At 51.5% G+C, this 21,970-nt stretch carries 27 protein-coding genes, 1 tRNA gene and 1 rRNA gene; 9 read left to right on the forward strand and 20 right to left on the reverse strand.

Annotation, left to right across the window (positions count from 1 at the left end; all coding sequences use genetic code 11):
• The first annotated feature begins 27 nt into the window (after positions 1-27).
• Together ACZ5ER_RS00390 and ACZ5ER_RS00395 are read left to right on the forward strand one after the other, a co-directional pair.
• Positions 28-948, forward strand: coding sequence for a hypothetical protein (locus tag ACZ5ER_RS00390; protein ID WP_464934552.1), 921 nt, complete (start codon positions 28-30; stop codon positions 946-948).
• Positions 948-2,273: an RsmB/NOP family class I SAM-dependent RNA methyltransferase gene (locus tag ACZ5ER_RS00395; RefSeq protein WP_464934553.1), complete on the forward strand. Its 1,326-nt coding sequence runs from the start codon at positions 948-950 to the stop codon at positions 2,271-2,273. Before ACZ5ER_RS00390 ends, ACZ5ER_RS00395 begins: the two co-directional genes overlap by 1 nt.
• 5 nt (positions 2,274-2,278) lie before the next feature.
• On the opposite strand, the gene ACZ5ER_RS00400 is transcribed toward ACZ5ER_RS00395, so the two are convergent.
• From ACZ5ER_RS00400 to ACZ5ER_RS00465, 14 genes are all read right to left on the reverse strand, one after another.
• A complete protein-coding gene (locus tag ACZ5ER_RS00400) occupies positions 2,279-3,352 on the reverse strand; it encodes a mechanosensitive ion channel family protein (protein WP_464934554.1) in 1,074 nt (357 codons plus the stop codon).
• A 2-nt stretch (positions 3,353-3,354) separates the two neighbouring features.
• The gene (locus ACZ5ER_RS00405) at positions 3,355-3,996 is read right to left on the reverse strand and encodes a DUF432 domain-containing protein (RefSeq protein WP_464934555.1); all 642 of its coding nucleotides are present in this window, start codon (positions 3,994-3,996) and stop codon (positions 3,355-3,357) included.
• Between the two features lie 34 nt (positions 3,997-4,030).
• Complete coding sequence (locus ACZ5ER_RS00410; RefSeq protein WP_464934556.1) at positions 4,031-5,890, reverse strand: hypothetical protein; 1,860 nt, start codon at positions 5,888-5,890, stop codon at positions 4,031-4,033.
• A gap of 154 nt (positions 5,891-6,044) precedes the next feature.
• Positions 6,045-6,701 (reverse strand): DUF434 domain-containing protein, encoded by a 657-nt coding sequence (locus ACZ5ER_RS00415; protein WP_050002610.1) that lies wholly within the window; start codon positions 6,699-6,701, stop codon positions 6,045-6,047.
• A 20-nt stretch (positions 6,702-6,721) separates the two neighbouring features.
• On the reverse strand, positions 6,722-7,498 hold the full coding sequence (locus tag ACZ5ER_RS00420) for an HD domain-containing protein (RefSeq protein WP_464935234.1): 777 nt from the start codon (positions 7,496-7,498) through the stop codon (positions 6,722-6,724).
• 56 nt (positions 7,499-7,554) lie between these two features.
• Positions 7,555-8,457 (reverse strand): ABC transporter ATP-binding protein, encoded by a 903-nt coding sequence (locus ACZ5ER_RS00425; RefSeq protein WP_464934557.1) that lies wholly within the window; start codon positions 8,455-8,457, stop codon positions 7,555-7,557.
• 11 nt (positions 8,458-8,468) lie between these two features.
• Positions 8,469-9,275, reverse strand: a complete 807-nt coding sequence (locus ACZ5ER_RS00430; RefSeq protein WP_050002607.1) for an ABC transporter permease — start codon at positions 9,273-9,275, stop codon at positions 8,469-8,471.
• The gene (locus ACZ5ER_RS00435) at positions 9,262-9,744 is read right to left on the reverse strand and encodes a hypothetical protein (protein ID WP_464934558.1); all 483 of its coding nucleotides are present in this window, start codon (positions 9,742-9,744) and stop codon (positions 9,262-9,264) included. The genes ACZ5ER_RS00430 and ACZ5ER_RS00435 overlap by 14 nt, the downstream gene beginning before the upstream one ends.
• Complete coding sequence (locus tag ACZ5ER_RS00440; RefSeq protein ID WP_464934559.1) at positions 9,741-10,160, reverse strand: hypothetical protein; 420 nt, start codon at positions 10,158-10,160, stop codon at positions 9,741-9,743. Before ACZ5ER_RS00440 ends, ACZ5ER_RS00435 begins: the two co-directional genes overlap by 4 nt.
• Positions 10,157-11,314, reverse strand: a complete 1,158-nt coding sequence (locus tag ACZ5ER_RS00445) for a radical SAM protein (protein WP_081947197.1) — start codon at positions 11,312-11,314, stop codon at positions 10,157-10,159. The genes ACZ5ER_RS00440 and ACZ5ER_RS00445 overlap by 4 nt, the downstream gene beginning before the upstream one ends.
• A 133-nt stretch (positions 11,315-11,447) precedes the next feature.
• Entirely contained in the window at positions 11,448-11,573 is a 126-nt protein-coding gene (locus ACZ5ER_RS00450; protein ID WP_265100833.1) for a hypothetical protein, read from the reverse strand.
• A gap of 386 nt (positions 11,574-11,959) precedes the next feature.
• Positions 11,960-12,373: a PIN domain-containing protein gene (locus ACZ5ER_RS00455; RefSeq protein WP_050002604.1), complete on the reverse strand. Its 414-nt coding sequence runs from the start codon at positions 12,371-12,373 to the stop codon at positions 11,960-11,962.
• Between the two features lie 30 nt (positions 12,374-12,403).
• Positions 12,404-13,636 carry a translation initiation factor IF-2 subunit gamma gene (gene eif2g, locus ACZ5ER_RS00460; RefSeq protein WP_464934560.1) on the reverse strand — a complete coding sequence of 411 codons (1,233 nt, stop codon included), beginning with the start codon at positions 13,634-13,636 and terminating at the stop codon, positions 12,404-12,406.
• Between the two features lie 76 nt (positions 13,637-13,712).
• Positions 13,713-14,093: a 30S ribosomal protein S6e gene (locus ACZ5ER_RS00465; protein WP_050002602.1), complete on the reverse strand. Its 381-nt coding sequence runs from the start codon at positions 14,091-14,093 to the stop codon at positions 13,713-13,715.
• Between the two features lie 138 nt (positions 14,094-14,231).
• On the opposite strand from ACZ5ER_RS00465, the gene ACZ5ER_RS00470 reads away from it, so the two are divergent.
• On the forward strand, positions 14,232-14,402 hold the full coding sequence (locus ACZ5ER_RS00470) for a preprotein translocase subunit Sec61beta (protein ID WP_050002601.1): 171 nt from the start codon (positions 14,232-14,234) through the stop codon (positions 14,400-14,402).
• Here ACZ5ER_RS00470 and ACZ5ER_RS00475 read toward each other — a convergent pair.
• On the reverse strand, positions 14,399-15,049 hold the full coding sequence (locus ACZ5ER_RS00475) for a hypothetical protein (RefSeq protein ID WP_464934562.1): 651 nt from the start codon (positions 15,047-15,049) through the stop codon (positions 14,399-14,401). The genes ACZ5ER_RS00470 and ACZ5ER_RS00475 overlap by 4 nt on opposite strands.
• A gap of 92 nt (positions 15,050-15,141) precedes the next feature.
• On the opposite strand from ACZ5ER_RS00475, the gene engB reads away from it, so the two are divergent.
• Positions 15,142-15,696 carry a GTP-binding protein EngB gene (engB, locus tag ACZ5ER_RS00480; RefSeq protein WP_464935235.1) on the forward strand — a complete coding sequence of 185 codons (555 nt, stop codon included), beginning with the start codon at positions 15,142-15,144 and terminating at the stop codon, positions 15,694-15,696.
• Here engB and ACZ5ER_RS00485 read toward each other — a convergent pair.
• The gene (locus ACZ5ER_RS00485; protein WP_050002598.1) at positions 15,691-16,155 is read right to left on the reverse strand and encodes an Lrp/AsnC family transcriptional regulator; all 465 of its coding nucleotides are present in this window, start codon (positions 16,153-16,155) and stop codon (positions 15,691-15,693) included. The two genes, engB and ACZ5ER_RS00485, sit on opposite strands and share 6 nt — an antisense overlap.
• A 147-nt stretch (positions 16,156-16,302) precedes the next feature.
• On the opposite strand from ACZ5ER_RS00485, the gene ACZ5ER_RS00490 reads away from it, so the two are divergent.
• Genes ACZ5ER_RS00490 through ACZ5ER_RS00500 form a run of 3 tightly spaced genes read left to right on the forward strand, consistent with a single transcriptional unit; the run spans position 16,303 to position 18,631 of the window.
• A complete protein-coding gene (locus tag ACZ5ER_RS00490) occupies positions 16,303-17,364 on the forward strand; it encodes a Clp1/GlmU family protein (protein WP_464934564.1) in 1,062 nt (353 codons plus the stop codon).
• A 47-nt stretch (positions 17,365-17,411) separates the two neighbouring features.
• Positions 17,412-18,245, forward strand: a complete 834-nt coding sequence (locus tag ACZ5ER_RS00495) for a geranylgeranylglycerol-phosphate geranylgeranyltransferase (RefSeq protein ID WP_050002596.1) — start codon at positions 17,412-17,414, stop codon at positions 18,243-18,245.
• 5 nt (positions 18,246-18,250) lie between these two features.
• The gene (locus ACZ5ER_RS00500) at positions 18,251-18,631 is read left to right on the forward strand and encodes a ribonucleoside-triphosphate reductase (RefSeq protein ID WP_464935236.1); all 381 of its coding nucleotides are present in this window, start codon (positions 18,251-18,253) and stop codon (positions 18,629-18,631) included.
• Positions 18,632-18,675: 44 nt separating this feature from the next.
• Here ACZ5ER_RS00500 and ACZ5ER_RS00505 read toward each other — a convergent pair whose 3' ends face one another.
• The 4 genes from ACZ5ER_RS00505 to scpB form a co-directional block, all read right to left on the reverse strand.
• On the reverse strand, positions 18,676-19,482 hold the full coding sequence (locus ACZ5ER_RS00505; protein ID WP_464934565.1) for an OB-fold nucleic acid binding domain-containing protein: 807 nt from the start codon (positions 19,480-19,482) through the stop codon (positions 18,676-18,678).
• The gene (locus tag ACZ5ER_RS00510) at positions 19,479-19,856 is read right to left on the reverse strand and encodes a replication protein RepA (protein WP_050002593.1); all 378 of its coding nucleotides are present in this window, start codon (positions 19,854-19,856) and stop codon (positions 19,479-19,481) included. Before ACZ5ER_RS00510 ends, ACZ5ER_RS00505 begins: the two co-directional genes overlap by 4 nt.
• Position 19,857: 1 nt before the next feature.
• Positions 19,858-20,928 (reverse strand): OB-fold nucleic acid binding domain-containing protein, encoded by a 1,071-nt coding sequence (locus ACZ5ER_RS00515; RefSeq protein ID WP_464935237.1) that lies wholly within the window; start codon positions 20,926-20,928, stop codon positions 19,858-19,860.
• A 115-nt stretch (positions 20,929-21,043) separates the two neighbouring features.
• Positions 21,044-21,652 carry an SMC-Scp complex subunit ScpB gene (gene scpB / locus ACZ5ER_RS00520; protein WP_050002591.1) on the reverse strand — a complete coding sequence of 203 codons (609 nt, stop codon included), beginning with the start codon at positions 21,650-21,652 and terminating at the stop codon, positions 21,044-21,046.
• Between the two features lie 90 nt (positions 21,653-21,742).
• Here scpB and rrf point away from each other — a divergent pair.
• Both rrf and ACZ5ER_RS00530 read left to right on the forward strand, forming a co-directional pair.
• Positions 21,743-21,864 (forward strand): 5S ribosomal RNA (gene rrf, locus ACZ5ER_RS00525).
• A gap of 10 nt (positions 21,865-21,874) precedes the next feature.
• Positions 21,875-21,952 (forward strand) — tRNA-Asp (locus ACZ5ER_RS00530).
• The last annotated feature ends 18 nt before the right edge of the window (positions 21,953-21,970 follow it).

Consider the following 21,970-nt stretch of genomic DNA (forward strand, 5'->3'; position numbering starts at 1 on the left):
CAGATATAATCACCACCGGTGGCGTATATGTCCAAGAGCAGAATTGACTCAGTGCTCAAAAAATGGGAAATAATGAATCTAATTAAGCTCGCAAAGGATAGAGACGATGCTCTAAGAGAAATTCTCCGGGCAGCCACCTCAGATGACCCCAACCTCAGACTCGCATCGCTCTCGGCACTCCTGGATGTCGTCCGAGGGGCCAACTGGCGCGAGAGGAAGAGAATTCTTGAACTCGGCTTCGATGTCCTCGTTGATGCCCTCTCGACCGACGACCCGGGCGTCATCTGGAGAACCCTTGAGATACTCGCCACACTCCTCAAGAACAACCCCCTCAGCGGTGCCAGGCTCCTAAAGCTCGTGAGGGCCCTGATGCCACTCTCAGAAACGGAGAACGTCCTCATCTGGGACGGAATTCTCAAGGTCGTGGACAATGTAATGGCCCCGTACATAGACAACGAGACGGCAGAGGACTTAAGAAATATCCTGCAGAGAGGAACGCGCAGAGAAGCGATAATAGTCGCGGAAATACTCCTCGAAACGGGGGCAATAGACAAGAACCACTGGACAGTCATCGTGGAAAACGTGGCCGAAGCCCTGCTCAGCGGGGAGCCGGTTCTGGTAGATGCCGGCCTGGTTGCATCCGTAAAAATTTCAAAGCTTCCACCGGTTTACCCCATGAATATCCTGATAAAGGAGCTCTTCCCAGCGCTTAGAAAGCTGATCGCCGACTGCAACGACCAGATAAGGAAGGCTAGGACCATTGAGGCCTTTGACAGGCTTAGGGAGACACTCGTCCGCTACTACAGGGTCAGACCCAGGGAGGCCCAGAGGGCCGCTGAAGAACTCATGAGTCTCGGCCTTGTGGACGAGGCACTCCTGATATCCTCAGCGGCCGGGACAACCCTAGCGTCTTCCTGGGCAACGTACAGGGGCAGGGGTAGGCTCTGATGGCAAAGCTAAAACTATCCGACAGGCAGCTCTACGCGCTCATCGAGGCAGTTAAACTGGGCGAGGTAGTCAAGCCCAGCCAGCAGGCCAAGAGGAAGGCGTTCTCAAAGTATAAAATCGAGGGCTGGGAAAACTCCAAGCTTACGGGCATTTTCTACTCCATCCAGCGCAGGCTTGGCCTGATAGATGAAATAATTACCGAGCTCGTTGGAGTCTCTCCTCTAATCCTCGACCCCTGGCTGAGGGCCGCGCTTAGGGTGGCCGTTGAGGTCGCCGTTTTCAGAGACCCAAATGAAAAAACGCTCCAGCACCTCAAGGGGCTCGCCAAGTTCCTCTCAGGCAGAACCCACCCCTACGTCGGCTATTATTACTACGAACTCCTACCGAGGATTATTAACTACGTGCCCAGGCTCGATTCGGAGGAAAAAAGGCTGAAGTGGGAGTACCTCTTTCCGGAGTGGTTCATAGCAAGGATGAGGGCACTCATTGGCAGTGAAGCCGAGGAGCTCCTTAAGACCCTCAACGAGACGCTCCCCGTCAGTCTCCGCGTCAACCGCCTCAAGACGAGCGTTGAGGAAGTAGAAGCATGCCTCCGCTCCAAGAACCTGCGCTTCGAGAGGAGCGAAAAAGTTGAGACCGTTATCCGGGTATTAGACCCATTCAACCCTGGAAAGCTCATGGAGCAGGGCCTCGCCCTGCCTCAGGAGGAGGCCTCCGCCGTCGCGTCCCTCGTCCTTGACCCGAAACCCGGCGAGACAGTTGTTGACCTTGCCGCCGCTCCGGGTGGTAAGACTGCCCACATGGCCGAGCTGATGAAAAACAAGGGCAAAATCTACGCCTTTGACGTTGACCCCGCGAGGATTAAGCGCATGAAAGACGTCCTCAGGTGGGCCGGAGTCGAGATTGCAGAAATCAGAAAGCGGGACGGCAGAAAAGCTCCAGAAGTCCTCGGCGAGGAAATAGCGGACAGAGTCCTCCTCGACGCGCCCTGCACGAGCGACGGGACGATAGCAAAGAATCCAGAGCTGAGGTGGCGCCTCCAGGAAAAGAACATCATGAAGGTCGTGACCCTCCAGAAGGAGCTGATAGAAAGCGCCTGGAAGCTCCTGAAGCCCGGCGGAAGGCTTCTTTACTCTACCTGTTCGATGCTCCCCGAGGAAAACGAGGAAGTTGTGAAATGGTTCCTTGAGAGGCACAATGACGCGAAGCTCGTTCCCCTCAACGGCCCCTACGACCCCGGCTTTCTGGAGGGGACAATGAGGGCCTGGCCCCACAGGCAGGGGACGATCGGCTTCTTCTACGCGCTGATAGAAAAGAAAAGGTAATGGACTCATCCCTCTTTCTCTACCCTCACCCTCAGCTCCTCCGCGAACCAGTTGACCCTCTGCGGGAACGGTATCTCAATCCCGGCCTCGTCAAGGGCTTCTTTTACCCTCTTGACTATCTGAGTCCTGACGTCAAACCACTTCTCGCTCGGCGCCCACGCCCTGATGGCTATGTTGACGCTGTTGTCTCCGAGGTTGCTCACAAAGACGGCCGGCTCGGGCTCTGCAAGGACATAGGGCATCTCGTCGAGGGTCTTTTTTATGACCTCGATGGCCCTCCCGGCGTCTTCCTTGTATGCTATGCCCACTGTTATGTCAACCCTCCTAGCCGGATACTTCTGGAGGTTCTTTATCTCGCTGTTGAAGAGCTTTTCATTTGGAATCCTGACGAGGAGGCCGTCCCATGTCCTTATCCTCGTGGAGAGGATTCTGATGTCGTGGACGATTCCAGAGTAGCCGGCAACCTCCACGGGGTCGCCTATCTTGAGGGGCTTGTCAAAGTACATGAATATGCCCGAGATGAAGTTTGAAACGACCGTCTGGGAGGCAAAACCGAGGACGATGCCCGTTATCCCCGCGGCGGCGATGAGCGTGCTCAGCCTGCCCGTGAAGCCCGCTATGTTGAGCGCTATGAAGAACGCCAGCGTGACTACAAGGTAGTAGAAGAGCTTGGCCTTGAGCTGCACCTCGGGGAGCCTCTGCTGGGGAGAGCTCATTATCATGTAGTCCTTCGTCTTCTTGGCAAGGACGTAGGAGAAGTAAAAGACCAGGACAGCTGTCAGCAAGTTGCTTATGCTCGTCCCGGCGATTTCGTAGGACAGGACACCAAGCGCGTGGAAGCTGTAGACGACCGCTATAACGACTATCAGGTTGTAGAGCGTCGAAGCGGTGTCCTCGTTGATTATCCACACGTATCTCGTGCTCCTCGAAAGGTCGAGGAGGTACCTCCTGACGAGCCTAGCCACGATGGCGCCCAACACGAGAATCAGGAGGGCCTTCACTACCGCCCCAAGGGTCAGCGTGAGGAAAAGCTCCTCCCCGAGGAGCCCCTGCTCCCAGAATGAAGCTGTCGTGTTCATGCTCACCACCTCATCAGGAAGTTTGGAAGGGACAGGCCTTCTCCAACCGCATTCAGTCCGTCTTTGGGAGGCTTTCCGGTGTTGCTCACGTAGGGAACGTTGTCTCTTATCGTGACTATGAGGAGGGGGTAGTAAGCCCTTGAACTTTCATAGTACATTGGGGTCTTCCATATCGGGATCACCACCCTCTCAAGGGCCTTCCACTCAGGGGTTGGGTTTGAGACTATGAGCTTTGCAATCCCTATAGACTCTGGTTCTTCGGGGTAGAAGGAACCGACGTGGTAACGGCAGATTACACCGGCTTCCAGAGTGCCGTAGAGGGCATATTTCTCCCTGCCCAGAATGAAGTGGTCCACAACAAGCCCGCCTACCTTGACGTCCACCTCTACCGGGGCCTCAATGAAGCCAGTTATAGAGTCGTGGGGAGGAACAACAAGGGACTCCTTGAAGCGCACCATTAGGAGCTTTACGCCGTAACCTGTTGCCGGGGCGGGGAGAACCCTGAGCTTTTCCCCGTTGTTCTTGAGTATCCTCTCAACATTGTCTCGCCGGTATCTAACCAGGCCCTCGCTCTCCTCGAGAAGGTGGATTTTTTTGTCGCCGACCCTGATGAACTGGGTTTTCAGCTCGTGCTCGCCGAACATGGTTAAAAATAGGTAAAAAAGATTTAAAGTTTGCCTACTGGCCAGTCTCCTCAAGCTTTACATCAACGAGCTTCGTGTGGACGTAAATACTCCCGCTTCCGGGCATTGCGAGCGATGCGGTCACTTCAACCGGGAACGGGAGCTCCGGAACTACAACCGTTTCCCCGTTGGCCTGGGCCAGCCCATCCTGGACGAGGCCACTCCAGGTTACTTTGTACGTCTTGAAGTCCATGCCCGCTAAGGATACATCGTCTCCCGGCTCAACCGTGTAACCATCCCCATTCTCCGTCAGAGCCACATAGCTGAGCACATCCCCGTAGATACCTCCGTAAAAGCCCGTTGGATAGCTCCATATCATGTTGTACTGCTGGAATTCGTCACTTACGTAGCCGCAGGTGTAGTCACCCTCCATGTTTCCTGCTTCGTCCATCACGTAGTGACAGCTCGACCCCGTAATCTCAATTTTGACGAAGCTTGGGCCGTTGACCATGTCATAGACCTGGGGCACCCAGAGAATCCCCGAGATGTATTCGTTGGGGTACTCAACGTAGACCGTGTAGTTGTAGGTCTCCCCGCCGATGTCGAGGATGGCGTAGAGTGCATAAACGTCCTCCCCGTTGAGCCGGGTTTCGTAGTAGCCCTTTCTGATGGTCATGTGGACAGTTGAGCCGCCGGAGACGCGGTAGTCGGCCTCGAAGGTTACCTCTTTAACAACGTAATCCTCGCCATCAATGGTTATCGGCTCGCTGGCGTCCCATCCCCGCTGCCAGTTGTCCGATAAGCCCCCACTCGGGATTTCCGTTGGGGTAGAGGTTTCGGTTTGGGTTTCCGTGGGGGTTTCGCTTTCTCCCTGTGAAGTGCCCTGTTTTATCTGGACGTCTATTCCCTCAAACTCCTTTGATAATTTCAGGTCTTCCAGCTTCAGCTTTGAGTAGTAGCTCCCTTCTCCCATCTGGCTGAAGGTTCCCTCGGTCTCCACCGGTATCGGCAGCTCCGGAGCTATCGTTGCCTTTCCCTGCCCTTTAACGTTTCCAAAGGTCCAGCTCCACTCAACTTTGCTCGCCTTGAAGCTCTTCCCTCCGAAGCTCACGGTTCCATCAGGGTCAATTTTGTAGTTGTATCCGAGGCCCATAAATGAGAAGCTGTACTCGTCCGGTTTTGAGAGGTCGTGCTCCTCGAGTCCGCTCCAGACACCCGATGTGACCATCACCCCCCATGCCTGAATGGTTGCGGAGGGTATTCCCTCCATTACGGCCTCGAAATCTCCCTCCTGGTACGGAAGCTCCGAGTACTCTCCCACCGCCGCAGGGTTGCTCCAGTAGAAGTAGTTGCCCCCGTACGACATCTCGATAACGGCAGTCGTCCCGGACATCATAGCCCCAAAGTCCGGGAAAGGTGTGAGGAAGTAAGAGTCGGTGTCTTTAGTTCTATCCTTTATCAGTATGAGGTACTCGAGAGGCCCATTCATTTCGGGGTCGTTTACCGGGATTATCTTTCCGTAGTAGGCGAAGAGGTTGTACTCCCCCAAATCTTTCTTCCCGTTGTCGTCGGAGTATATGTGCGCTTTCACGTAGCCTCTCTGCTTGATGACTTCATAGGAGCGTTCTCCTTCACCGGAGCTCTTGACAGTGAAGGTGTACTTTGTGTAAGTTATATAGTAATCCCGACCCCCAATCTGGACGGGATTGTAGGCGTCCCAGGGAGTCTGCCAGGTTGCGGCTTGGGTCTCTTCTCCACTGGAAGGTGAGGAACTCGGTGAACCACTACCCTCGTTGGTGTTCTCCTGATACGTTTCGATGGGTGATGTTGTCTCATCACCACCGAGACAGCCGCTGGCCACTACCCCCATCAGAATAACAAGAACCAAAAACAATGCCAAGAGACCACCTTTCATGTTAATCCCTCCAAAGCCCGCCAAGAACAGAAAAAGCGGGTAGTTAAATCTATGGTAATATTATGGACACAAGTATATTAAAGGCTTTCTAAAGTTCCAAAATACCCCCAACAATTTGCATTAATTCAAAAATATCTAAATGTTTAGCCAGCCATTAGCTCGGCTCCCACCGTCTCAGCACTTCCACAAACGTCGGAGGGGTCTTCCCAAGTTTCTTTCCAATGTACGCGGGCAGGTCAAACACTCCAATCGTCTTTGCGATTACGCCAGTGTCTGCAGTGGCCACTATCTCGAACGTTTTAAGCTCAAAGTCGGGGCTCTTCACAAGCCTAACCTCCCCAAAAACACCTGCTTCTTTCAATTTCTCTTCCGTGAGCCTTTTGACTTCCCCGCTTCTTGGCGTGCTCTTGCCGTAAAAAACGACGGCCTTTTCCACACCCAGTTCTCCCAGGGCCGTTGCAATTTCGGCTAGAAGTTCTGGGGTTCTTCCGCTTACCCGATACTTTCCCTGGTACTTTAAGTCCCGCACGAGCCCGTCCTCGCAGAGAATGGCCCTCCCTTCAAGAAGGGACTCAAGGGTTATGAGGACGTTGAAGCCGTCTATTCCGAGAACTTTACCCATAACCTCCTCCGGAGAAAGGAGCTTCCGCCTAACTTCCTCAATCCACGAGTCAGAGAATACGCACCTCGCGAGGAGGTGTCTCTCCTCTTTCCCCAGCCTGTAGTGATTTGCCACGAAGTTAAGGGCGACGCTCTTCCGGTAGCCCCTGTTCAGGAGGTATTTAATGTCGCGGTAGGCCTCGATGAGCATGTTGAAAAATAGAAAAAGGCTCAAATAACCTTTTCGAGGACTTCGCCGTCCTTGCCCGTGTGAATCCTCAGCCGAATATTTCCAGTGAGCAGGGAGCTCCTGACCTTCTTCGTCAGGATTTCGTCCACCTGAAATATCCCTGCCGGGTGCTTCATCCATATCTCGATTAGTATTGGCTGGTTCTCGTCGCCCTCGCGGATTTCCACCCTGTCTATGGCCATCGCCGAGACCGCGTGGATGTCAACCTTGTCCTTTTTGTGGACGAGCCTGCTCCTGCCGGCCTCCATGTCGCAACCGTCGGCTATCGTGATGAGGGAGCCCTCTATGGTGGTGCACGGCACGTGCTCGTCATGGGTGTAAATAGCGTTGAGCGTAAGGGCCTTCAGCAGCAGGGGGTCGCGCTTCTCGAACTCATTGACGAGCTTTTCAATTATGGGCTCGGCCAGGAAAACGCTGAACTCGTAGTGGTTAATCCTGTGTATCATGTTGCCGATGTCATGGAAGAGCGCGCCGAAAGCGACTATGAACTTGCTCCACCAAAGGGGCTTGCCGAGCGTCTCCGCCGTCGTCTGGATTCCGAACTTCTTGATAATCCTCAGCAGTTCCAGAGCCCTCCTCGTTGTCAGGAGCACGTGCACTGGCCCGTGGTCGTTGAACTGGTAGACGTTGAGCACTATGTAGTTGGCCGTGTCGAAGTAGTAGTGGTATTCCCTAAAGGCCTTCTCGTAGGCCTCGAAGAGCTTGTCATCGTCAAGGAGTTCCCTAATCTCTCTCAGGAGTTCTTCTTCCGTGTACATTCCCACCACCCCACCGGGTGGAGAAGAGGGGGTTTTAAATATTTGGGGAGCTAATATCAAATATCAACAAAATCTCTATAGAACCTTTCTACGGGGGACTCCTTTGGCCTTGCCTCGTACACGGTAATATCATGCGTAAGTAGAACCTTTAGGATTGCAGGAACCTCTTTGTGGTAGTTGGAAACTCTAACTACTACCCCAGACTGTTCAATGCTGACATCATACCCCAGATTGGTGAGCACTTCCATTGCTTTCGTCTTGTCATTTACTCTAAACACCACAAGGATGTTATTGACGCTTCCAGCGAGTTCTTCAAGTTCTCTTTCCAGTATAATCCTTCCTTCGTTGATAAATGCAACCTTACAGTTTACATCCTCGAAGTACTGAAGTTCACTTAAGATATGGGTAGAAAAAAGGATAATTCTATCGTTCTCAATCATTTTCTTTATTTCGTCCCTCAATCTCAAGACTGTGGACATGTCCAAGTTGCTGAAGGGCTCATCAAGAATGATAACTTCCGGGTCATGGAGAAGTGCCCTGGCAAGCGCAAGTTTCTTTCTCATTCCTCTGCTTAGGTAACCTGCTGGGCTGTTTTTGTATTTTTCAAGTCCAAATTCTTTTAAGACCACATCAATCTTCCCCCTGTCCACATCGTAGATCTCCGCAAAGAATAGAAGGTTTTTATACACACTAATATTGGGATATACCCTCTCACCCTCTGGCAAATAACCCAGCTTCCTTTTTGCCAGTTCTGGCTCTCTCTCCAGGTCAATGCCCTCTATAATGACTCTCCCTTTGGAAAGCGGGATGATCCCTGAGATAGCTCTAAAAGTGGTGGTTTTTCCTGAACCATTAGGGCCAAGTAGCACATAGAGTTCTCCTTTTTTTATAGTAAAGCTTATGTCGTTTATTACATTCTCCTTCCCATAGCCTGCAGAGATATTTTCAACTTCGAGCATAGGAACCACCTTTAGTTTATTATGAATGAAAAGCGATTTATGAGCCTTCTAGACAAGCACACCAGGATTATTGAAACTACCAGGCTGGTTAGCCCAATTATCTGCACAATGGAAAAAAACGTCTGCGGTGGAACCTTGCTTGCCAATAAAAAGAGCAATAATGGCATAATACCGACTAATCCCCCCAGCTTAATCTGAGTTGCGTTTTTAGCCCTCACACTAAGGGTGAGGCCAATAGGTATAGCAAAAAGAAGCATTGATATTGACATAGCGACCGTCAAAAACATATAGCCCAGTGTAGGCGTCCATAACCTTCCCACATGTTGTATGAAAACATACTGGATTGCGGCAACATTAATTAAAATCCCTGATAGCATTGTGAGGGTTCCAGCAATGATACTTGCGATGATCTTTCCTAGGATTATCTCACTCTCACTTAAGGGAGAAGCGAAAAGTACTTCCATTGTCTTATTTATCCTTTCGAAAGCAAAGGATGCCACTATAGCGTTATATGTCGAAATAAACGAAAATATCTGGATAACCATTGGTATCTGGACTATGAGGGTGGCAATTGTTATAGCGTCGTCCCCCAGAACTTGAAGCAGGCTTTCTGTTATTCCAAACAGCTGGGGATTGGAAGTTATCTGTTTGTATGCAAGGGCCCTTGATTGAGGCGTGATATACTGTGATCTAGTAACAATTACAAAGCTCAGCACAAATACCATTGAAACCGCGGGAAGAATAATAGAGTAAAGGGTCTCTCTGCTTCCAAAATATGTCCAGAACTCTTTTGATATTACTGTTTTAACCTTTGTCATACACATGCCCCCGAAGGCTTATTGTACCTCTCACCTCATCAAGCCCCACCAGTATCTTTTTGCCGTTGTTTGTTTCAATAAGCACCCCCTTTGTACCAACACAACATGCCCAGACGTTATCTCCCCTTACTGTCCTGAAGGTTCCAACTTTGATGTCCTTAGTGTCTATACCAACTCCGTATGTCCTTCCGATGAGGAATGCATTTACATCGACAACGTCCATTTTAGAGGCCCTTACCTTCTTGTTTCCGAGCAAGGTCTTAATTACAATATTATGCTCGTCTAAGACATTAACAGATAGGGGACACGAAACAACAACTTTTAACATCCAAAGCACCAGTACTATTAACGCTACAAAAAGCGGAAGATCCAAAGCCGAAAGGCCCCCATTCAAAATTATGAGAATTCCTACAATGAAGAAAAGACAGGTACCTAGAACTATCATCGTCACGAGTCTTGAAGCCTTCATTGGCGCAGCCCCCTCTTCTGATTGGAGACCTCTATAATAACATCCACTATATGTATCTTCTTGCTGGTATCTTCAAGGTAAACAAATCCATTTATGAAAAGCCATGTCACTGCCCTTAGGGCATCACTCCTCAGCTGTTTTTCATCGATAGTGGGGAATCTCTGCTTGAGGGCCCTTATTAAAGTCTCGAAGGTACACCCCTTGGGATTTTTGGTCATAACGTATATTTCGGCGAGAGTTGGATTCATTACACATATTTTCCCAGTAATTGGATTGAATGTTATAATCCGTCCGTCATTTTCTCTCCTCCATTTTACTCTTTTGTCTTGTTTTACTTTCATTTTTTGGATGTTTTTTAGCGTCTCTGCTATATTTTTCACAATTTGTGGATCCACATAGATCTCTTCCTCTTTCATATTAACACGCTCCTTATTTTTCTAGAAAGCTCTAACTGTTGATCTGTGGAAATTCTACTCAAATCTATATATCCCCTCCCATTTTTTCGAGTCAATCCAACATTATTCAATTTCACAAAGTCTTTCTCCGTCTTTAAATATGAGGATACTGTTAATAGGACTGGATTCTGTTTCCAAGCCTCCCTAAGTTCGGGCCAGAGAGCTTCAATCCCATCAGTTACATGCCCATATGCAAAGTTCAGGTAGGGGGTAGGGAGAATGTATCCTTCAGCGCTTATTGTTATAACGACAGAATTAATATATGGCCCAAGGATTATATGCTCTGTTGGGTCACCGAAGTCAACTTTTATTGTGAAGTCCTCTCTGTTATCGTAGATCCACTGCAATAACTCTTTGTATTGGCTTTCTGAAGGAGCTAGTTTGATATGTGCCTCAGTCTCAGGAACAAAGTACATAGATCTAACTTCAAACACTCCCAATTTTGATGCCAACTCAACTACATTGGGAAAGTCCTGGATGTTAATACGAGTTGCACAAAATGCAACAGATGTATTTATCCCATAGTCTATGAGTCTTTTTATTGAATCAACTGCTCTGTGAAATATTCCATTTCCCCTTAGTCTGTCCATGATTTCCGGTTTTGATCCATCCAACGAAACCTGCACACTTCCAATATTTAACTCAGAGAGCTTTTTAGCAAATTCTTCAGTGATTAAGGTACCATTAGTCACAAAATTAACTGGAATACCTGCATCATTTGCATATTCTATGATTCTAAAGAATTCTCTGTGTAAGACAGGTTCCCCACCGCACAAACATATCCCGAGAGTTTCCAATTTTGCAAGTTCATCAATCGCTCTCAGGACAATTTCAGTTGGCAGTTCTGGAGCAGATTTTCTCAACGGAGCAGCTACATAGCAGTATGGACATTTAAGATTACACTTGTATGTTAGGTCGATTGCAGCGAATACGGGACCTTTTATCCCATCAAGCCAAGATTTAAGTGCTCTTCTCGCTTTTACATACTTGTCCCATTTTTCAAGGAAACCTGGAAGTTGAGCAGTCCTAAGAGGCTCTTTTAAATTTTTTAGAAATATCTGAAGTAATCCATCACTGGCCACGTAAAGATCATTAAGGTAGGGTAATGTTTCCATAGGTTTTAAACCTCCTTCACACCGAGCTTTCTGGGGTCATAAAGCTCAAAGATTTCCTTAACTACCTCAACGGCCACTAATATAGCGCCCACCGCTACCCAGACTACCGCAGCATACGCGTATCCAACGGCATTTAATATAACCCATAGTTAACTCCAAACACATCATTAACTCCAACAAACGTATCTGCTGGAACCCCAATATCTCCCCCTACAGGTGGTAGATATTCCATGGTGCTCCCTCCTATAGATTTTTCCATCAGTGCTTTGAATTTGATTATAATTTAAGCTTTTTTAAACAATAAGTTTCCAACAATAAGTTTAAATTTATAATTAAGATCCGATGGTTACCTTGGACAGGGATTATAGTTTATGCACAACTATGGAATCGGCTTAAATTTATAGCCCACAAGTTGAGTATTGGGGGACAATGGTGAAATTTTGGGTTATCTTTGAACCAGCCGGGGAGCAGTTATATTGCCTACGTCCCAACCTGCCGGGATGCGTGAGTCAGGGGGCTAAAAAAGAAGTTCTAAGGAACATTAAAAAGACTATAGAGCTTTACCTTAAAGTTGCGGAGGAGTTGAAACTAAATGAACAATGCTCGAGATAAAGCACCGCAACATTGAGCCGATAAAAGCCCTAACTACTCCAGCATTCCTTCAAGCTCAAGTATCTTCTTCGAGCGGAGGTAGACGACGGGGATGCCCTTCTCGCGGAGGCGCTTCTTCAGCCCCTTGTCGTTGGTGCAGACAATAACGCGCTCGTTTTTGACCGCGAAGTCGTAAATCTGGTCGTCTATCGGCCTCTCGCCGAACTTTCCAATTTCAACCTTCTCAAACCTCTCCACTAATTTCTTCGCCATCCTGACCGCGAGCAAATCCTTTCCTCGCGTCTTTTTCTCGATGACGTCGAGCTCTTCGAGAACCACGTTTGGGACGACGATTTTAAACTTCACGTCGAGGATTCTGTTGAGCTCGGAAACTATGTCGACCCCAAACTGGCCGGGGATGAGGAGGAAGTTAGTGTCCGGGACAACAAGCCACTCCCTCTTTTTCATGCCGACCACCGGAAAGGAAAAGAAGAGGGGTCACTCCTTAATGAAGCCGTATCCGATGAGGCGCCACCTGCTCCCGACCTGCCTGCTAATGGCGACTCTATCGCCGACCTCGGCACAGACCGGAATCTGGAGCTTAAGCTCGACCTCGTCCTTGCCGAGGCCAGTGACTAGACCCATCGTCCTGGCGGTTCCGACGTTGAGGAGGAGCACCTCTCTCCTCTTGATAGGCTCGACCTTGAGCTCTTCCTCGGTTCCAACGACGCGCTCAAGCAGGTGGACTTCAAGCCTGAGCTCGTCCCATACCGGCGGGAGCTGGCCGGGCTTTCCTACGACGTTTCCGGCCATGAGGTCGCCCTTGGTGAGGTACGGGTCGAGCTTTGTCCCAACACCAACGAGTCCACCAGGGTAAGCCTCTTCAACAAAGCGTCCGCCGGCCTGGAGGGAGACTATCTCGGTGGTTATCGGCTCGTACTTTATCCTGCCGTGCTCCTCGTAGGGAACGCCGGGCCTTATCTCTATCTCGTCGCCAACTTTGAGCTTGCCCTGGACTATAGAGCCTCCAATAACACCGCCGATGAGCTTTTCCGGTGGAGTACCCGGTTTGTTCACGTCGAAGCTCCTCAGGACGAGCATCTTGGGCGGCTTGTTCGGGTCGCGCTCAGGCGTCGGTATGAACTTCTCTATCGCCGCGAGGAGGACGTCAACGTTCGCACCGTGGAGAGCTGAAATCGGGATTATCGGAGCGTTCTCGGCAACGGTTCCCTTCACGAACTCCTTAATCTCCTGGTAGCGCTTCATAACGGTCTCCCTATCGACGAGCTCAATCTTGTTGAGCGCTATAACTATGTTCCTGTTGCCGACTATCTGCAAAGCCATCAGGTGCTCCCTCGTCTGGGGCATGACTCCCTCGTTGGCAGCGACGACGAGAACAGCACCGTCCATGAGCGAGGCACCGGCGAGCATGGTGGTCATCAGCGCCTCGTGGCCGGGGGCGTCTATGAAGGAGACACGCCTCTCAAACTCGGTCTCAGCGCCACAGTAGGGACATATCGGAGAAGTTGAATACTTGCCGCACTTCGGGCACTTCCTTATCTCCGCGTCGGCGAAGCCTATCTTTATTGTAATACCCCTCCTGAGCTCCTCACTGTGAGTGTCGGTCCAGATTCCTGTGAGGGCCCTTGTGAGCGTCGTCTTACCGTGGTCAACGTGACCTACCATACCTATGTTAACTTCAGCCTGTCTAAACTCCTTCTTCTTTGCCATCTTCTCTCACCCCTAAGCTTAGAAAACGAAGACGTTTATTAAGGTTACCGCAAAGAGAAGAGAAAATCAAAGGGGCTCAGAGAACTATCTTCAGGTTGACCTGGACGATGTTCGGGCTTATGGTGTTGCCGTGGACGGTCTTCTTCCTCCTCTCACCCTTCTCCCTGGGCCTGAACCCGGGCCCCTTGGAGAGGAGTATCTTGACCCTCCTCGGGCCGTGGACGTCCGGCCTCATGGGGAAGCCGTCCTTGTCGGTTCCACCGGTTATCCTGAGCTTGGCATCCTCGGGAATGCTCTCGTCGCCGAATATCTCCCTGAGGTTGAGACCAAGCTCCTTAGCCGAGACCTCGTCTCCAATGCGCTTTCCAACGAGTATTTCTGCCTCGCCACCGCTTATCTCAACCTGCTTCGCGATACCGGTCTTGGGGTTCGATATAACGAGCTTGAAAGTGGCCATTCCTCCCACCTCCATTCATCAGCGGGATTCATTGGGCAGAGCCCTTTCCCGAGCGGTCTTGAACGGAGCGTTTAAAAACCTTACCGTGAACACCGTGAAGCTTAAATATCATGGGGAAAACTCAAGGCAGGTGATAGTATGGCAAAGGAAAAGACGACACTACCCCCAACCGGGGCAGGACTCATGAGGTTCTTCGACGAGGACACGAGGGCAGTAAAGGTGAGCCCGAAGGGCGTCATAGCAATGACTCTCATACTGGTTGCGGTGGAGATCCTGCTACACGCCTTCGGTTCGAGCATATTCGGCTAAATAAAGCTCGTTTTCTTCAATCCCCTTGCGTTTAGCTCCTCGTCTATTATCCCTCTAACGACCTCTTCAAGCTGCCTCTGGATCAGCGATTCAACGTCGCTCTTAATCTTGTCAATGTCTCCCCTGAGTCCCTCAAGGAGCCTTATGTACTCCTTGGCCATCTCAAGCTGCCCCTCCTGTCTCACGAGCTGTTCTTTGAGGTGGTCAAAGTCGTCCTTCATAATCTGGAACTTCCTGAGTTCACGCTGAAGTTCATCAAGCTCCCGCTTAAAGTGGTAATTCTCCTCCTTGAGCTGTTCGATGAGCTTTTCTCTGGCCTCAAGCTCGCTCATGAGGTTGTTGTACTCCTCGGCTATCTGGTGGAGCCTCTCAATCTCCCTGAGAGGGGGTACCTTGCCGTCGCCGAGGATTATGACGTCTGGCCCGACGTTAACTATGTCGTCGGGAGATATCTTGAGCTTTTTCTCGCTGGTGAATATGCTCTGGCCTTTTCCGAGGTTCTCGATTTCCTTCATCTTGAGGATGAAGTAGAACTGGTCACCCTCAACCTCAACGTTTATGTCGGTGACGTAACCAAGTATCTTGCCCTCGGTAAGGGAAATGACGAACTTGTTTACAAGTTGGTTAGCCCGTGCATCCTCAGGCATGCCTACCACCGCAGAGGTTTGTCTCTAACTATACTTAACCTTTCCGCCAAACCTTTTAAAAGCCCCGAATGAACTTCAGCCCGGTGGGAAAGATGATAATATTTGCCGGGCGGTCAAACGTTGGTAAGAGCACCCTCATCTTCAAGCTAACTGGAAAGAAGGTAAAGCGGGGAAAGAGGCCCGGCGTGACGAGGAAGCCCGTTGAAATCGAGTGGAGGGGAAAAAAGGTCGTAGACCTCCCGGGATTCGGGTTCATGAGCGGGCTTCCAGAGCACGTCCAGGAGCGAATTAAGGACGAGATAGTCCACTTCATCGAGGACAACGCGGACAAGATAGAGCTCGCAGTCCTCGTCGTCGACGGAAAAGCCTCCCCTGAGATAATAGAGCGCTGGGAGAAGCGTGGTGAGATTCCGATAGACGTGGAGTTCTACCAGTTCCTGAGGGAGCTTGAGATACCGACGGTGGTTGCGGTCAACAAGATTGACAAGGTCAGGAACGTCGAGAGGACTATACACTTCCTCGCCGAAAAGTTTGGGGTGCCCTACTCGGAGATTCCAGAGACCTTCGTTCCAATCTCGGCGAAGTTCGGCAAGAACCTTGAGGAGCTCAAAAAACTCATGGAAAAGAAAATGAGGTCAAAGTCATAGGGTCTCAAGGACGAGGTGGGTGTTGGTCTCCTTGACGCCGTCGAGGGAGGCTATCTCCTCAAGAATCTCGTCGAGCCTCGTCTTGTCTGCCTCTATGATTAAGTCCACGTCACCGGTGACGCGGTAGATTTTCTTTATTTTGAGCTTCCTTATTGCGTTGTAGACCTGCCTCCTCTTTGTGGGTTCTATCTTCACGAAGACGAAGACGTCCCCCTTCTTCTCGCCTAGCAGTTCAAGGGCCTTGTCTGTGAGGTCAATGAAGCCCCTGCCAGTCCTTATGTACCCAAGCTCCTTGAGAACCTTGAGGTGGTTGCTGAGGGCCTGCCTAGTTATCCCAAGTTCATTGGCAAGCTCGTCCTGGGTCTTCTCGACTGTGTGAACCTCAATCCTCCTCCCGTCTTCATAGAGCTTCTTGAGGAGCTTGAGTTGTCGTGAGGTCAGGGCGTTTTTTTCACTCATTTTCCACCACCTTGCAATTTTTCCAATTCAAGTGCGATAAACGTCAAATCAAATTTTTCGCTTTTGCACTGGAAACGGGAGGATTTATAAGTTTTTCTAAGCGTTCCAGACCTAAGGTTTTTTAACTGCCCCCGAAAATCATAGACCATGAACAAGGCCAAGTACACCCGCGATGTCCCACCCGACAGGTTAGAACTCCTGGCAGAGCTGTCATCACGCGACACGGTTAAAATCATGGCCATAGGCAGCCCGGACACCGGAAAGAGCACACTGGTGACGTTCCTGGCCAACGAGCTCATCGGGCTCGGAAAGAGCGTTGCCATAGTGGACTCGGACGTGGGCCAGAAGGGAATCCTGCCACCAGCCACGGTAAGCCTCGCGTTTCCAGAGGAGCCGTTCCTGACGACTTCAGAGCTGGAAGGGGTGGCTCACTACTTCATAGGCACGGTCTCACCGGCCCAGTTCATAGGCGAGATGGCGGTTGGAGTAAAGAGGCTCACGGACATCGCAGAAAGGAGCGCAGACGTTGTCATCGTGGACACGACCGGCTTCGTGACGGGGGCAGGCTTTGAGATGAAGCGCCTCAAGGCAGAACTCATAAGGCCAGACATAATCGTAATCCTTCAGAAGGAGGGAGAGCTTGAGCCTTTGGCCCGTGCGCTTTCTCCCTACGGGGAAATCGTCAGGCTTGGAGTCAGCGAAAACGCACGGAAGGTCGAAAGGGACGAAAGGCGGGAGATACGCTTCGAGAAGTGGAAGGCGTACTTTTCCGGCTCCAGGCTTGTCGAGTTCAGCCTCTCAGACGTTGCCGTAACAGGGACTTCACTCTTTAACGGCCGCCCACTGGAAGAGAGCGAGAAAACGCTCCTCTCAAGGGCCCTCAGGTGGCTTGTCCTGGCGGGCTGGGAGAGGGACGGACACTACACGGTGGTGAAGGCGGACGAGGAGAACTTCCAGAGGGGCTACCGCTCGATTCACGCCGTTGACTTCGAAAAGTTGAGCAACCTGCTCGTCGGCCTCATAGACGGAGACGGCCTCTGCCTTGGCCTTGGAATACTCAAATGGGTGAACTTCAGCAACGGGACCCTCCAGCTGCTGACCCCGCTCAGCGAAGAAGCCCTCAGCGAGGTAAGGGAAATCCGCTTCGGCAGAATGAGAGTCCTGGAGACGGGTGAGGAGCTGGCCCTCCTGAGGAGAGACGAACTCTGAACCTACAAGGTTTTAAATGCTAACCATAATAGTTGGACGGTGGTAACTTGGAGGCAAAGGCCCTCGTAGAAATAACCAGACCCCACAACTGCATCTTGGCGGGGGTAGTGGGCCTCCTCGGAGCAATAGTGGCGGCGGGCCACTTTCCAGACCCCACAAAGGCCCTGCTGGTCTTCCTGGTGGTCACGCTGGGGTGTGCGGCGGGCAACACGATAAACGACTACTTCGACTACGAGATAGACAGAATAAACCGCCCGGACAGGCCCCTGCCCAGGGGCGCGATGAGCAGGAGGGCAGCATTCTGGTACTCGATGGTGCTGTTTGCGTTGGGCCTGGCCTTTGCCTCTCTCATAAGCATCTACGCCCTCATATTCGCGGCAGTGGCGTACCTCATGATGTTCCTCTACGCCTGGAAGCTCAAGCCTCTGCCCTTTGTAGGCAACGTTGTCGTCGCCGGATTGACGGCCGCAACGCCGCTCTATGGCGCCATAGCGGTAGGGAAGATAGGTCTCGCGGGCCACCTGGCCCTCTGTGCGTTCCTCGTGAACGTCGCCAGGGAGGTCATAAAGGATATAGAGGACGTTGAAGGAGACCTCGCAAAGGGGGCAAAGACCCTCCCGATAGTGATAGGGAAGAAAAAGTCGGCCTACATAGGAGCGCTCTTCGCGTTCCTCACGGTCATTGCGTCGTTCCTTCCCGTCAAAGCAGGGGTAGGTGTAAGCTACATTGCGATGGTGCCCGTAGATGCATTAATCCTCTATTCGGCCTACCTCATCCTGCGCTCGCAGGACAGGGAGGCCGCCCATCTCTCGCAGAAGTTACTTAAAATAAGCATATTCCTCGCCGTCGTGGCGTTCATGATAGCTTCACTCGTGAGGTGATGGATATGGAGTTTGGAGACGAGATAGTTAGAGAGCTGGAAAACGAAGAGTTATGGACCGTACTCACGTTCAAGACTCCCCACGGCCCCACGAAGACTCTAGAAAAGCTCGCCAAGGTCGTTGAGGCGGCAGGCTGGAGGGTGACCTTCAAGGCCAACTGGTGGACGGCTGACATACCCTACGGCCTCATAAGGCTCGACCTCCAGAAAGATGGCAGGGAGAAAATCCTCCTCGGCAGATGGATACTAGGAAAGGACTGCGAGCTGGTTCGGATTGAGAGCCTTGGCCTTGAGGAAGGAAAAGAGGAGTTCTTCCGCATGGTGGACAGCATAACATCTACGCTGATACACGACCCAGTAATCAGGACGATGCGCGAGCAGTACTGAATACCTTCTACTATTTTGGGCAATAGAAGAGAGAAGAAAAGAGCTCAGAGGGGCTCGTAGAAGCCTATCTCCGGCTCGTAGATTTCGCCGTCGGCGAGGAGCTGGCTAATGGCTTCTTCTATTATTTCCTCGTCAAACTCCTTGGACAGCTTCTTCACGATAAACTTGTGGGACAGTGCCTTGCCCTTCTCCCTGAGGAGGTTCATGATGGCCTCCTTGGCCTTCTCAAGTTCAGGGTTAACAGGTGTCTCCTCGGTCTCTTCGGTTACTTCCTCCTCTATCAGCTCCTCCTCAAGGGCCCTCTGTTCGAGCATCATAGCATAAAGTTCGTCTATCGTCTGAAGAAGCTCCTCATCAATGCCCTTGTTCTTGGCTATGACCTTTGCCTTGGCGGTCACACCGTACCTGTCGTAGATATCAAAGGCCATTCTCGCCTTCTCGGCGTGCTCGACCTTCTCCTTGAGTGTCTCAAAGCGGTGGAGTATCCAGAAGTTCGGGCTTACCTTCGCAACTCCCTCGACGAGTATCTGCTTGTCGTCGCGCCATTCAGCGACTTTTCCGATTATCTGCACGAGGTCCCCTTTCCTGACTAGCCTTATGAAGCGCGTGTCGTCTCTGAATCCGAGAACCCATACTGTCCCGGTTCCGTCGTCAATCTGGAACTTGCCGTAGGTCTCGTCGTCGCTTATCACGGGCTCCCTGACTACGGTGGCGACGACCTTTACGCGGTAGACCTTCCTCGCGTCCCTTGTTATGAGGTAGTTGGGCTCAAAGTCGCCCTCGCTCCGCACGTAGTAGCCGTCAAGGATGTCCTTGATGTAAACCCTGCTCGCTGGGAGGCGCTTCTTCATAGCTCCTCACCCCCAAAGAAGTCAATGACGTTTTCAATCTTCGGCAGGACTTTCCTTTCGAGCTCCCTTATCTCTTCAAGAGCCTCCAGGTCGGCGTTGCTGAAGTCCTGTATCACTTCGCCAAAAATGTGAACATCTTCATCGCTCCGTATGACCCTGCCGATGACCCTAACTATCTGGCCGTTTTCGGGCAGGACGTTCTCCTCGCTCTCAACGAGTATGACTCCAGTACCGTCGTCGAGCCAGAAGGTGTAGTCGAGCTTGTCGACCTTGAAAGCCTTGCCGATAATGGAGACGCGGGTGTCATCTTCCCTTATTTCGGCAATCTTCCTCTCGACAGCGGGCTTTCTACGCCTGAACTTTACCTCCTCCATTTCACTCACCACCGAAGGCCTTCAAAACTTCCCTAAGCTCCCTTCTCACAAGCTCAATTTCACGCCTCTCGTTGATTTCTTCCCAGGTTCTCGCCTTCAGCAGGGTTCCGAGGAACTTGTCTTCGGTAACACTGCCCCTGACGATTATCTCCCTGCCGAGGAGCGGGTAGTAGACTTCCTCCGCGAGCTTCCTGCCTGCCTCCCTCATGGTCAGACCTTCCTCGATGAGCTTCCTGAGCTTCTCATCTATCCCCTCCGGGCTCTCGCCGAGCAGTTCGCTGGCGTCGTCTCCGAAGAGCGTAACGCGGATGTAGCCGGTTGAATCGTCCAGTCCGAAGTCGAGAACGACCATCTTGAGGGGCTTGACGGAACCGTGCTCGGGGCATATCCACTCGTTGCTCGCTGGGTCGTAGTCCACCTTCCTCCTGCACTCGGGGCAAGAATCATAGGTTATCACCCTGTAGAGCTTGGAGATGGTTCCTCTGAGCTCCACGAAGCGCTCGTTTCCTTCGAGGTCCTTAATCTTCATTCTCCTGTAGCTGTAGGTTCTGACCTCTTCGAGCGGGGGTATCTCGCTGACGCGCGGGTCGTCGGGGTCTTTGATAATTCTCGTCCTGAAGTTGGCGTGTAGCTCAATCCCCCTCATTCCCTCCTTGACGAGGGGGTCAATGACCTTGATAACGTCACCCGGACTGAGCTCGTCGTAGTACCTGTTGACGAAGTTATCCCAGAGGACGAGCCTCGCCTGGCCGGTGGAGTCGTAGATTATGATGTTCGCGACTTTTCCGGTCGTGCCGTCCCTCTTCTGGTACTCCCTCGGCGGGAACTTCCTCAGAACCCTCGCGACGATGTTGACGTTGCTCATCCCCGGAACCAGGTCAGCAATGTGGAGGAGCTCCTCCCCCTCATCGAGCTTGACGCCGAGTTCTTCGGCCAGCATGACGGCTGCAGCGTGCTCGGAAATACCGTGAGTCATTGCCAGCTCGGCAATCCTCTCCTCAATTTCATCTTTTGAAAGGCCCCTATGCCGGATTATTCGATTAACTATCTGCTCCTTTGTAAGGCCTACCATAGCACTCACCTTAATGGTAATTGATAAGCGGAGTATTTAAACTTTTCCTCCTAACTTCTTTGGCCAAGAAATGGCTTCATTTCTGCGTTATTGGGGAAAAAGGATAACTAGGAGCTCAAGAAGTCTTACCAGTTTCAGAGCTTTCCCCGTTTGATTCCTCAGAATTATCACCAGAACCGCCCTCAAGCTTGGCTATAAGGTCGCTGTATTCGGCGTGGACGACCTTCTTAAAGGCCTCCTTGATTATAGCGGGGTCGTTATCAGGGAATCCGTACAGCTCGGCGAACTTCTGGGTGGTTCCAAGGAGCTTTGTTCTCTCGTAGGGCTCAGCGTATATCAGGCCCATCTCGGTGAGCTTCCTGATGTGCTCGTAGGCCTGGCTCCCGCGAAGCTTTATGATCTTGCTCTGCTCTATGGGCTGGAGATATGCTATTAGGGCGAGGGTCTTCAGCTCTCCCGTCCTCAGGTCGGGCCTCGGCATGAGGTGGATTACCCTCTGGCTGTACTCCTGCTTCACCTGCATGACGTACTTGTCCCCAAGAACCTTCACGACCTCTATTGCGCTCTTCCTCTCGGCGTACTCGGCCGCTATGAGTTCAATGAGCTTCTCAAGGTAATCTAGGGATTTTATCCCAAGGGCCTTTGAGAGCTCCCTGACACTGAGGGGTCTCCCTGAAACAAACAGGGCGGCTTCAACGAGGGCCTTGTCTTCCAGCAGTCCCATAGTCCACACCTGGAGACGTTAAGGCATGCGGGCTTATTAAAGCTTCTCGACCGCAAAATTTATAAACCCATCACGACAGGTATGAATCGGCACGGCGGCCATAGCGGCGGGGTTACACCCGGTCTCGTTTCGACCCCGGAAGTTAAGCCCGCCAGCGTTCCCGGGTGTACTGCCCTCCGAGAGGGGGCGGGAAACCGGGAACGCCGCCGGCCACTATCACGCGCCCGGGTGGTGTAGCCCGGCCCATCATACGGGACTGTCACTCCCGTGACCCGGGTTCAAATCCCGGCCCGGGCGCCAAAACACTTTCTGACATAA

This window comes from Thermococcus marinus, assembly GCF_055389025.1.

Coding starts and splice junctions, on each gene's coding strand:
- ACZ5ER_RS00475 (WP_464934562.1), bottom strand. CDS start 15,049: ATGCCTGAGGATGCACGGGCTAACCAACTTGTAAACAAGTTCGTCATT.
- ACZ5ER_RS00400 (WP_464934554.1), bottom strand. CDS start 3,352: ATGAACACGACAGCTTCATTCTGGGAGCAGGGGCTCCTCGGGGAGGAG.
- ACZ5ER_RS00465 (WP_050002602.1), bottom strand. CDS start 14,093: ATGGCCACTTTCAAGCTCGTTATATCGAACCCCAAGACCGGTATCGCG.
- ACZ5ER_RS00450 (WP_265100833.1), bottom strand. CDS start 11,573: ATGGAAAAATCTATAGGAGGGAGCACCATGGAATATCTACCACCTGTA.
- ACZ5ER_RS00515 (WP_464935237.1), bottom strand. CDS start 20,928: ATGGTAGGCCTTACAAAGGAGCAGATAGTTAATCGAATAATCCGGCAT.
- ACZ5ER_RS00435 (WP_464934558.1), bottom strand. CDS start 9,744: ATGAAGGCTTCAAGACTCGTGACGATGATAGTTCTAGGTACCTGTCTT.
- ACZ5ER_RS00425 (WP_464934557.1), bottom strand. CDS start 8,457: ATGCTCGAAGTTGAAAATATCTCTGCAGGCTATGGGAAGGAGAATGTA.
- ACZ5ER_RS00485 (WP_050002598.1), bottom strand. CDS start 16,155: ATGAGTGAAAAAAACGCCCTGACCTCACGACAACTCAAGCTCCTCAAG.
- ACZ5ER_RS00420 (WP_464935234.1), bottom strand. CDS start 7,498: ATGTACACGGAAGAAGAACTCCTGAGAGAGATTAGGGAACTCCTTGAC.
- ACZ5ER_RS00410 (WP_464934556.1), bottom strand. CDS start 5,890: ATGAAAGGTGGTCTCTTGGCATTGTTTTTGGTTCTTGTTATTCTGATG.
- scpB (WP_050002591.1), bottom strand. CDS start 21,652: ATGGGACTGCTGGAAGACAAGGCCCTCGTTGAAGCCGCCCTGTTTGTT.
- ACZ5ER_RS00500 (WP_464935236.1), top strand. CDS start 18,251: ATGGAGTTTGGAGACGAGATAGTTAGAGAGCTGGAAAACGAAGAGTTA.
- eif2g (WP_464934560.1), bottom strand. CDS start 13,636: ATGGCAAAGAAGAAGGAGTTTAGACAGGCTGAAGTTAACATAGGTATG.
- ACZ5ER_RS00405 (WP_464934555.1), bottom strand. CDS start 3,996: ATGTTCGGCGAGCACGAGCTGAAAACCCAGTTCATCAGGGTCGGCGAC.
- ACZ5ER_RS00390 (WP_464934552.1), top strand. CDS start 28: ATGTCCAAGAGCAGAATTGACTCAGTGCTCAAAAAATGGGAAATAATG.
- ACZ5ER_RS00440 (WP_464934559.1), bottom strand. CDS start 10,160: ATGAAAGAGGAAGAGATCTATGTGGATCCACAAATTGTGAAAAATATA.
- ACZ5ER_RS00490 (WP_464934564.1), top strand. CDS start 16,303: ATGAACAAGGCCAAGTACACCCGCGATGTCCCACCCGACAGGTTAGAA.
- ACZ5ER_RS00470 (WP_050002601.1), top strand. CDS start 14,232: ATGGCAAAGGAAAAGACGACACTACCCCCAACCGGGGCAGGACTCATG.
- ACZ5ER_RS00445 (WP_081947197.1), bottom strand. CDS start 11,314: ATGGAAACATTACCCTACCTTAATGATCTTTACGTGGCCAGTGATGGA.
- engB (WP_464935235.1), top strand. CDS start 15,142: ATGATAATATTTGCCGGGCGGTCAAACGTTGGTAAGAGCACCCTCATC.
- ACZ5ER_RS00430 (WP_050002607.1), bottom strand. CDS start 9,275: ATGACAAAGGTTAAAACAGTAATATCAAAAGAGTTCTGGACATATTTT.
- ACZ5ER_RS00505 (WP_464934565.1), bottom strand. CDS start 19,482: ATGAAGAAGCGCCTCCCAGCGAGCAGGGTTTACATCAAGGACATCCTT.
- ACZ5ER_RS00455 (WP_050002604.1), bottom strand. CDS start 12,373: ATGAAAAAGAGGGAGTGGCTTGTTGTCCCGGACACTAACTTCCTCCTC.
- ACZ5ER_RS00510 (WP_050002593.1), bottom strand. CDS start 19,856: ATGGAGGAGGTAAAGTTCAGGCGTAGAAAGCCCGCTGTCGAGAGGAAG.
- ACZ5ER_RS00395 (WP_464934553.1), top strand. CDS start 948: ATGGCAAAGCTAAAACTATCCGACAGGCAGCTCTACGCGCTCATCGAG.
- ACZ5ER_RS00415 (WP_050002610.1), bottom strand. CDS start 6,701: ATGCTCATCGAGGCCTACCGCGACATTAAATACCTCCTGAACAGGGGC.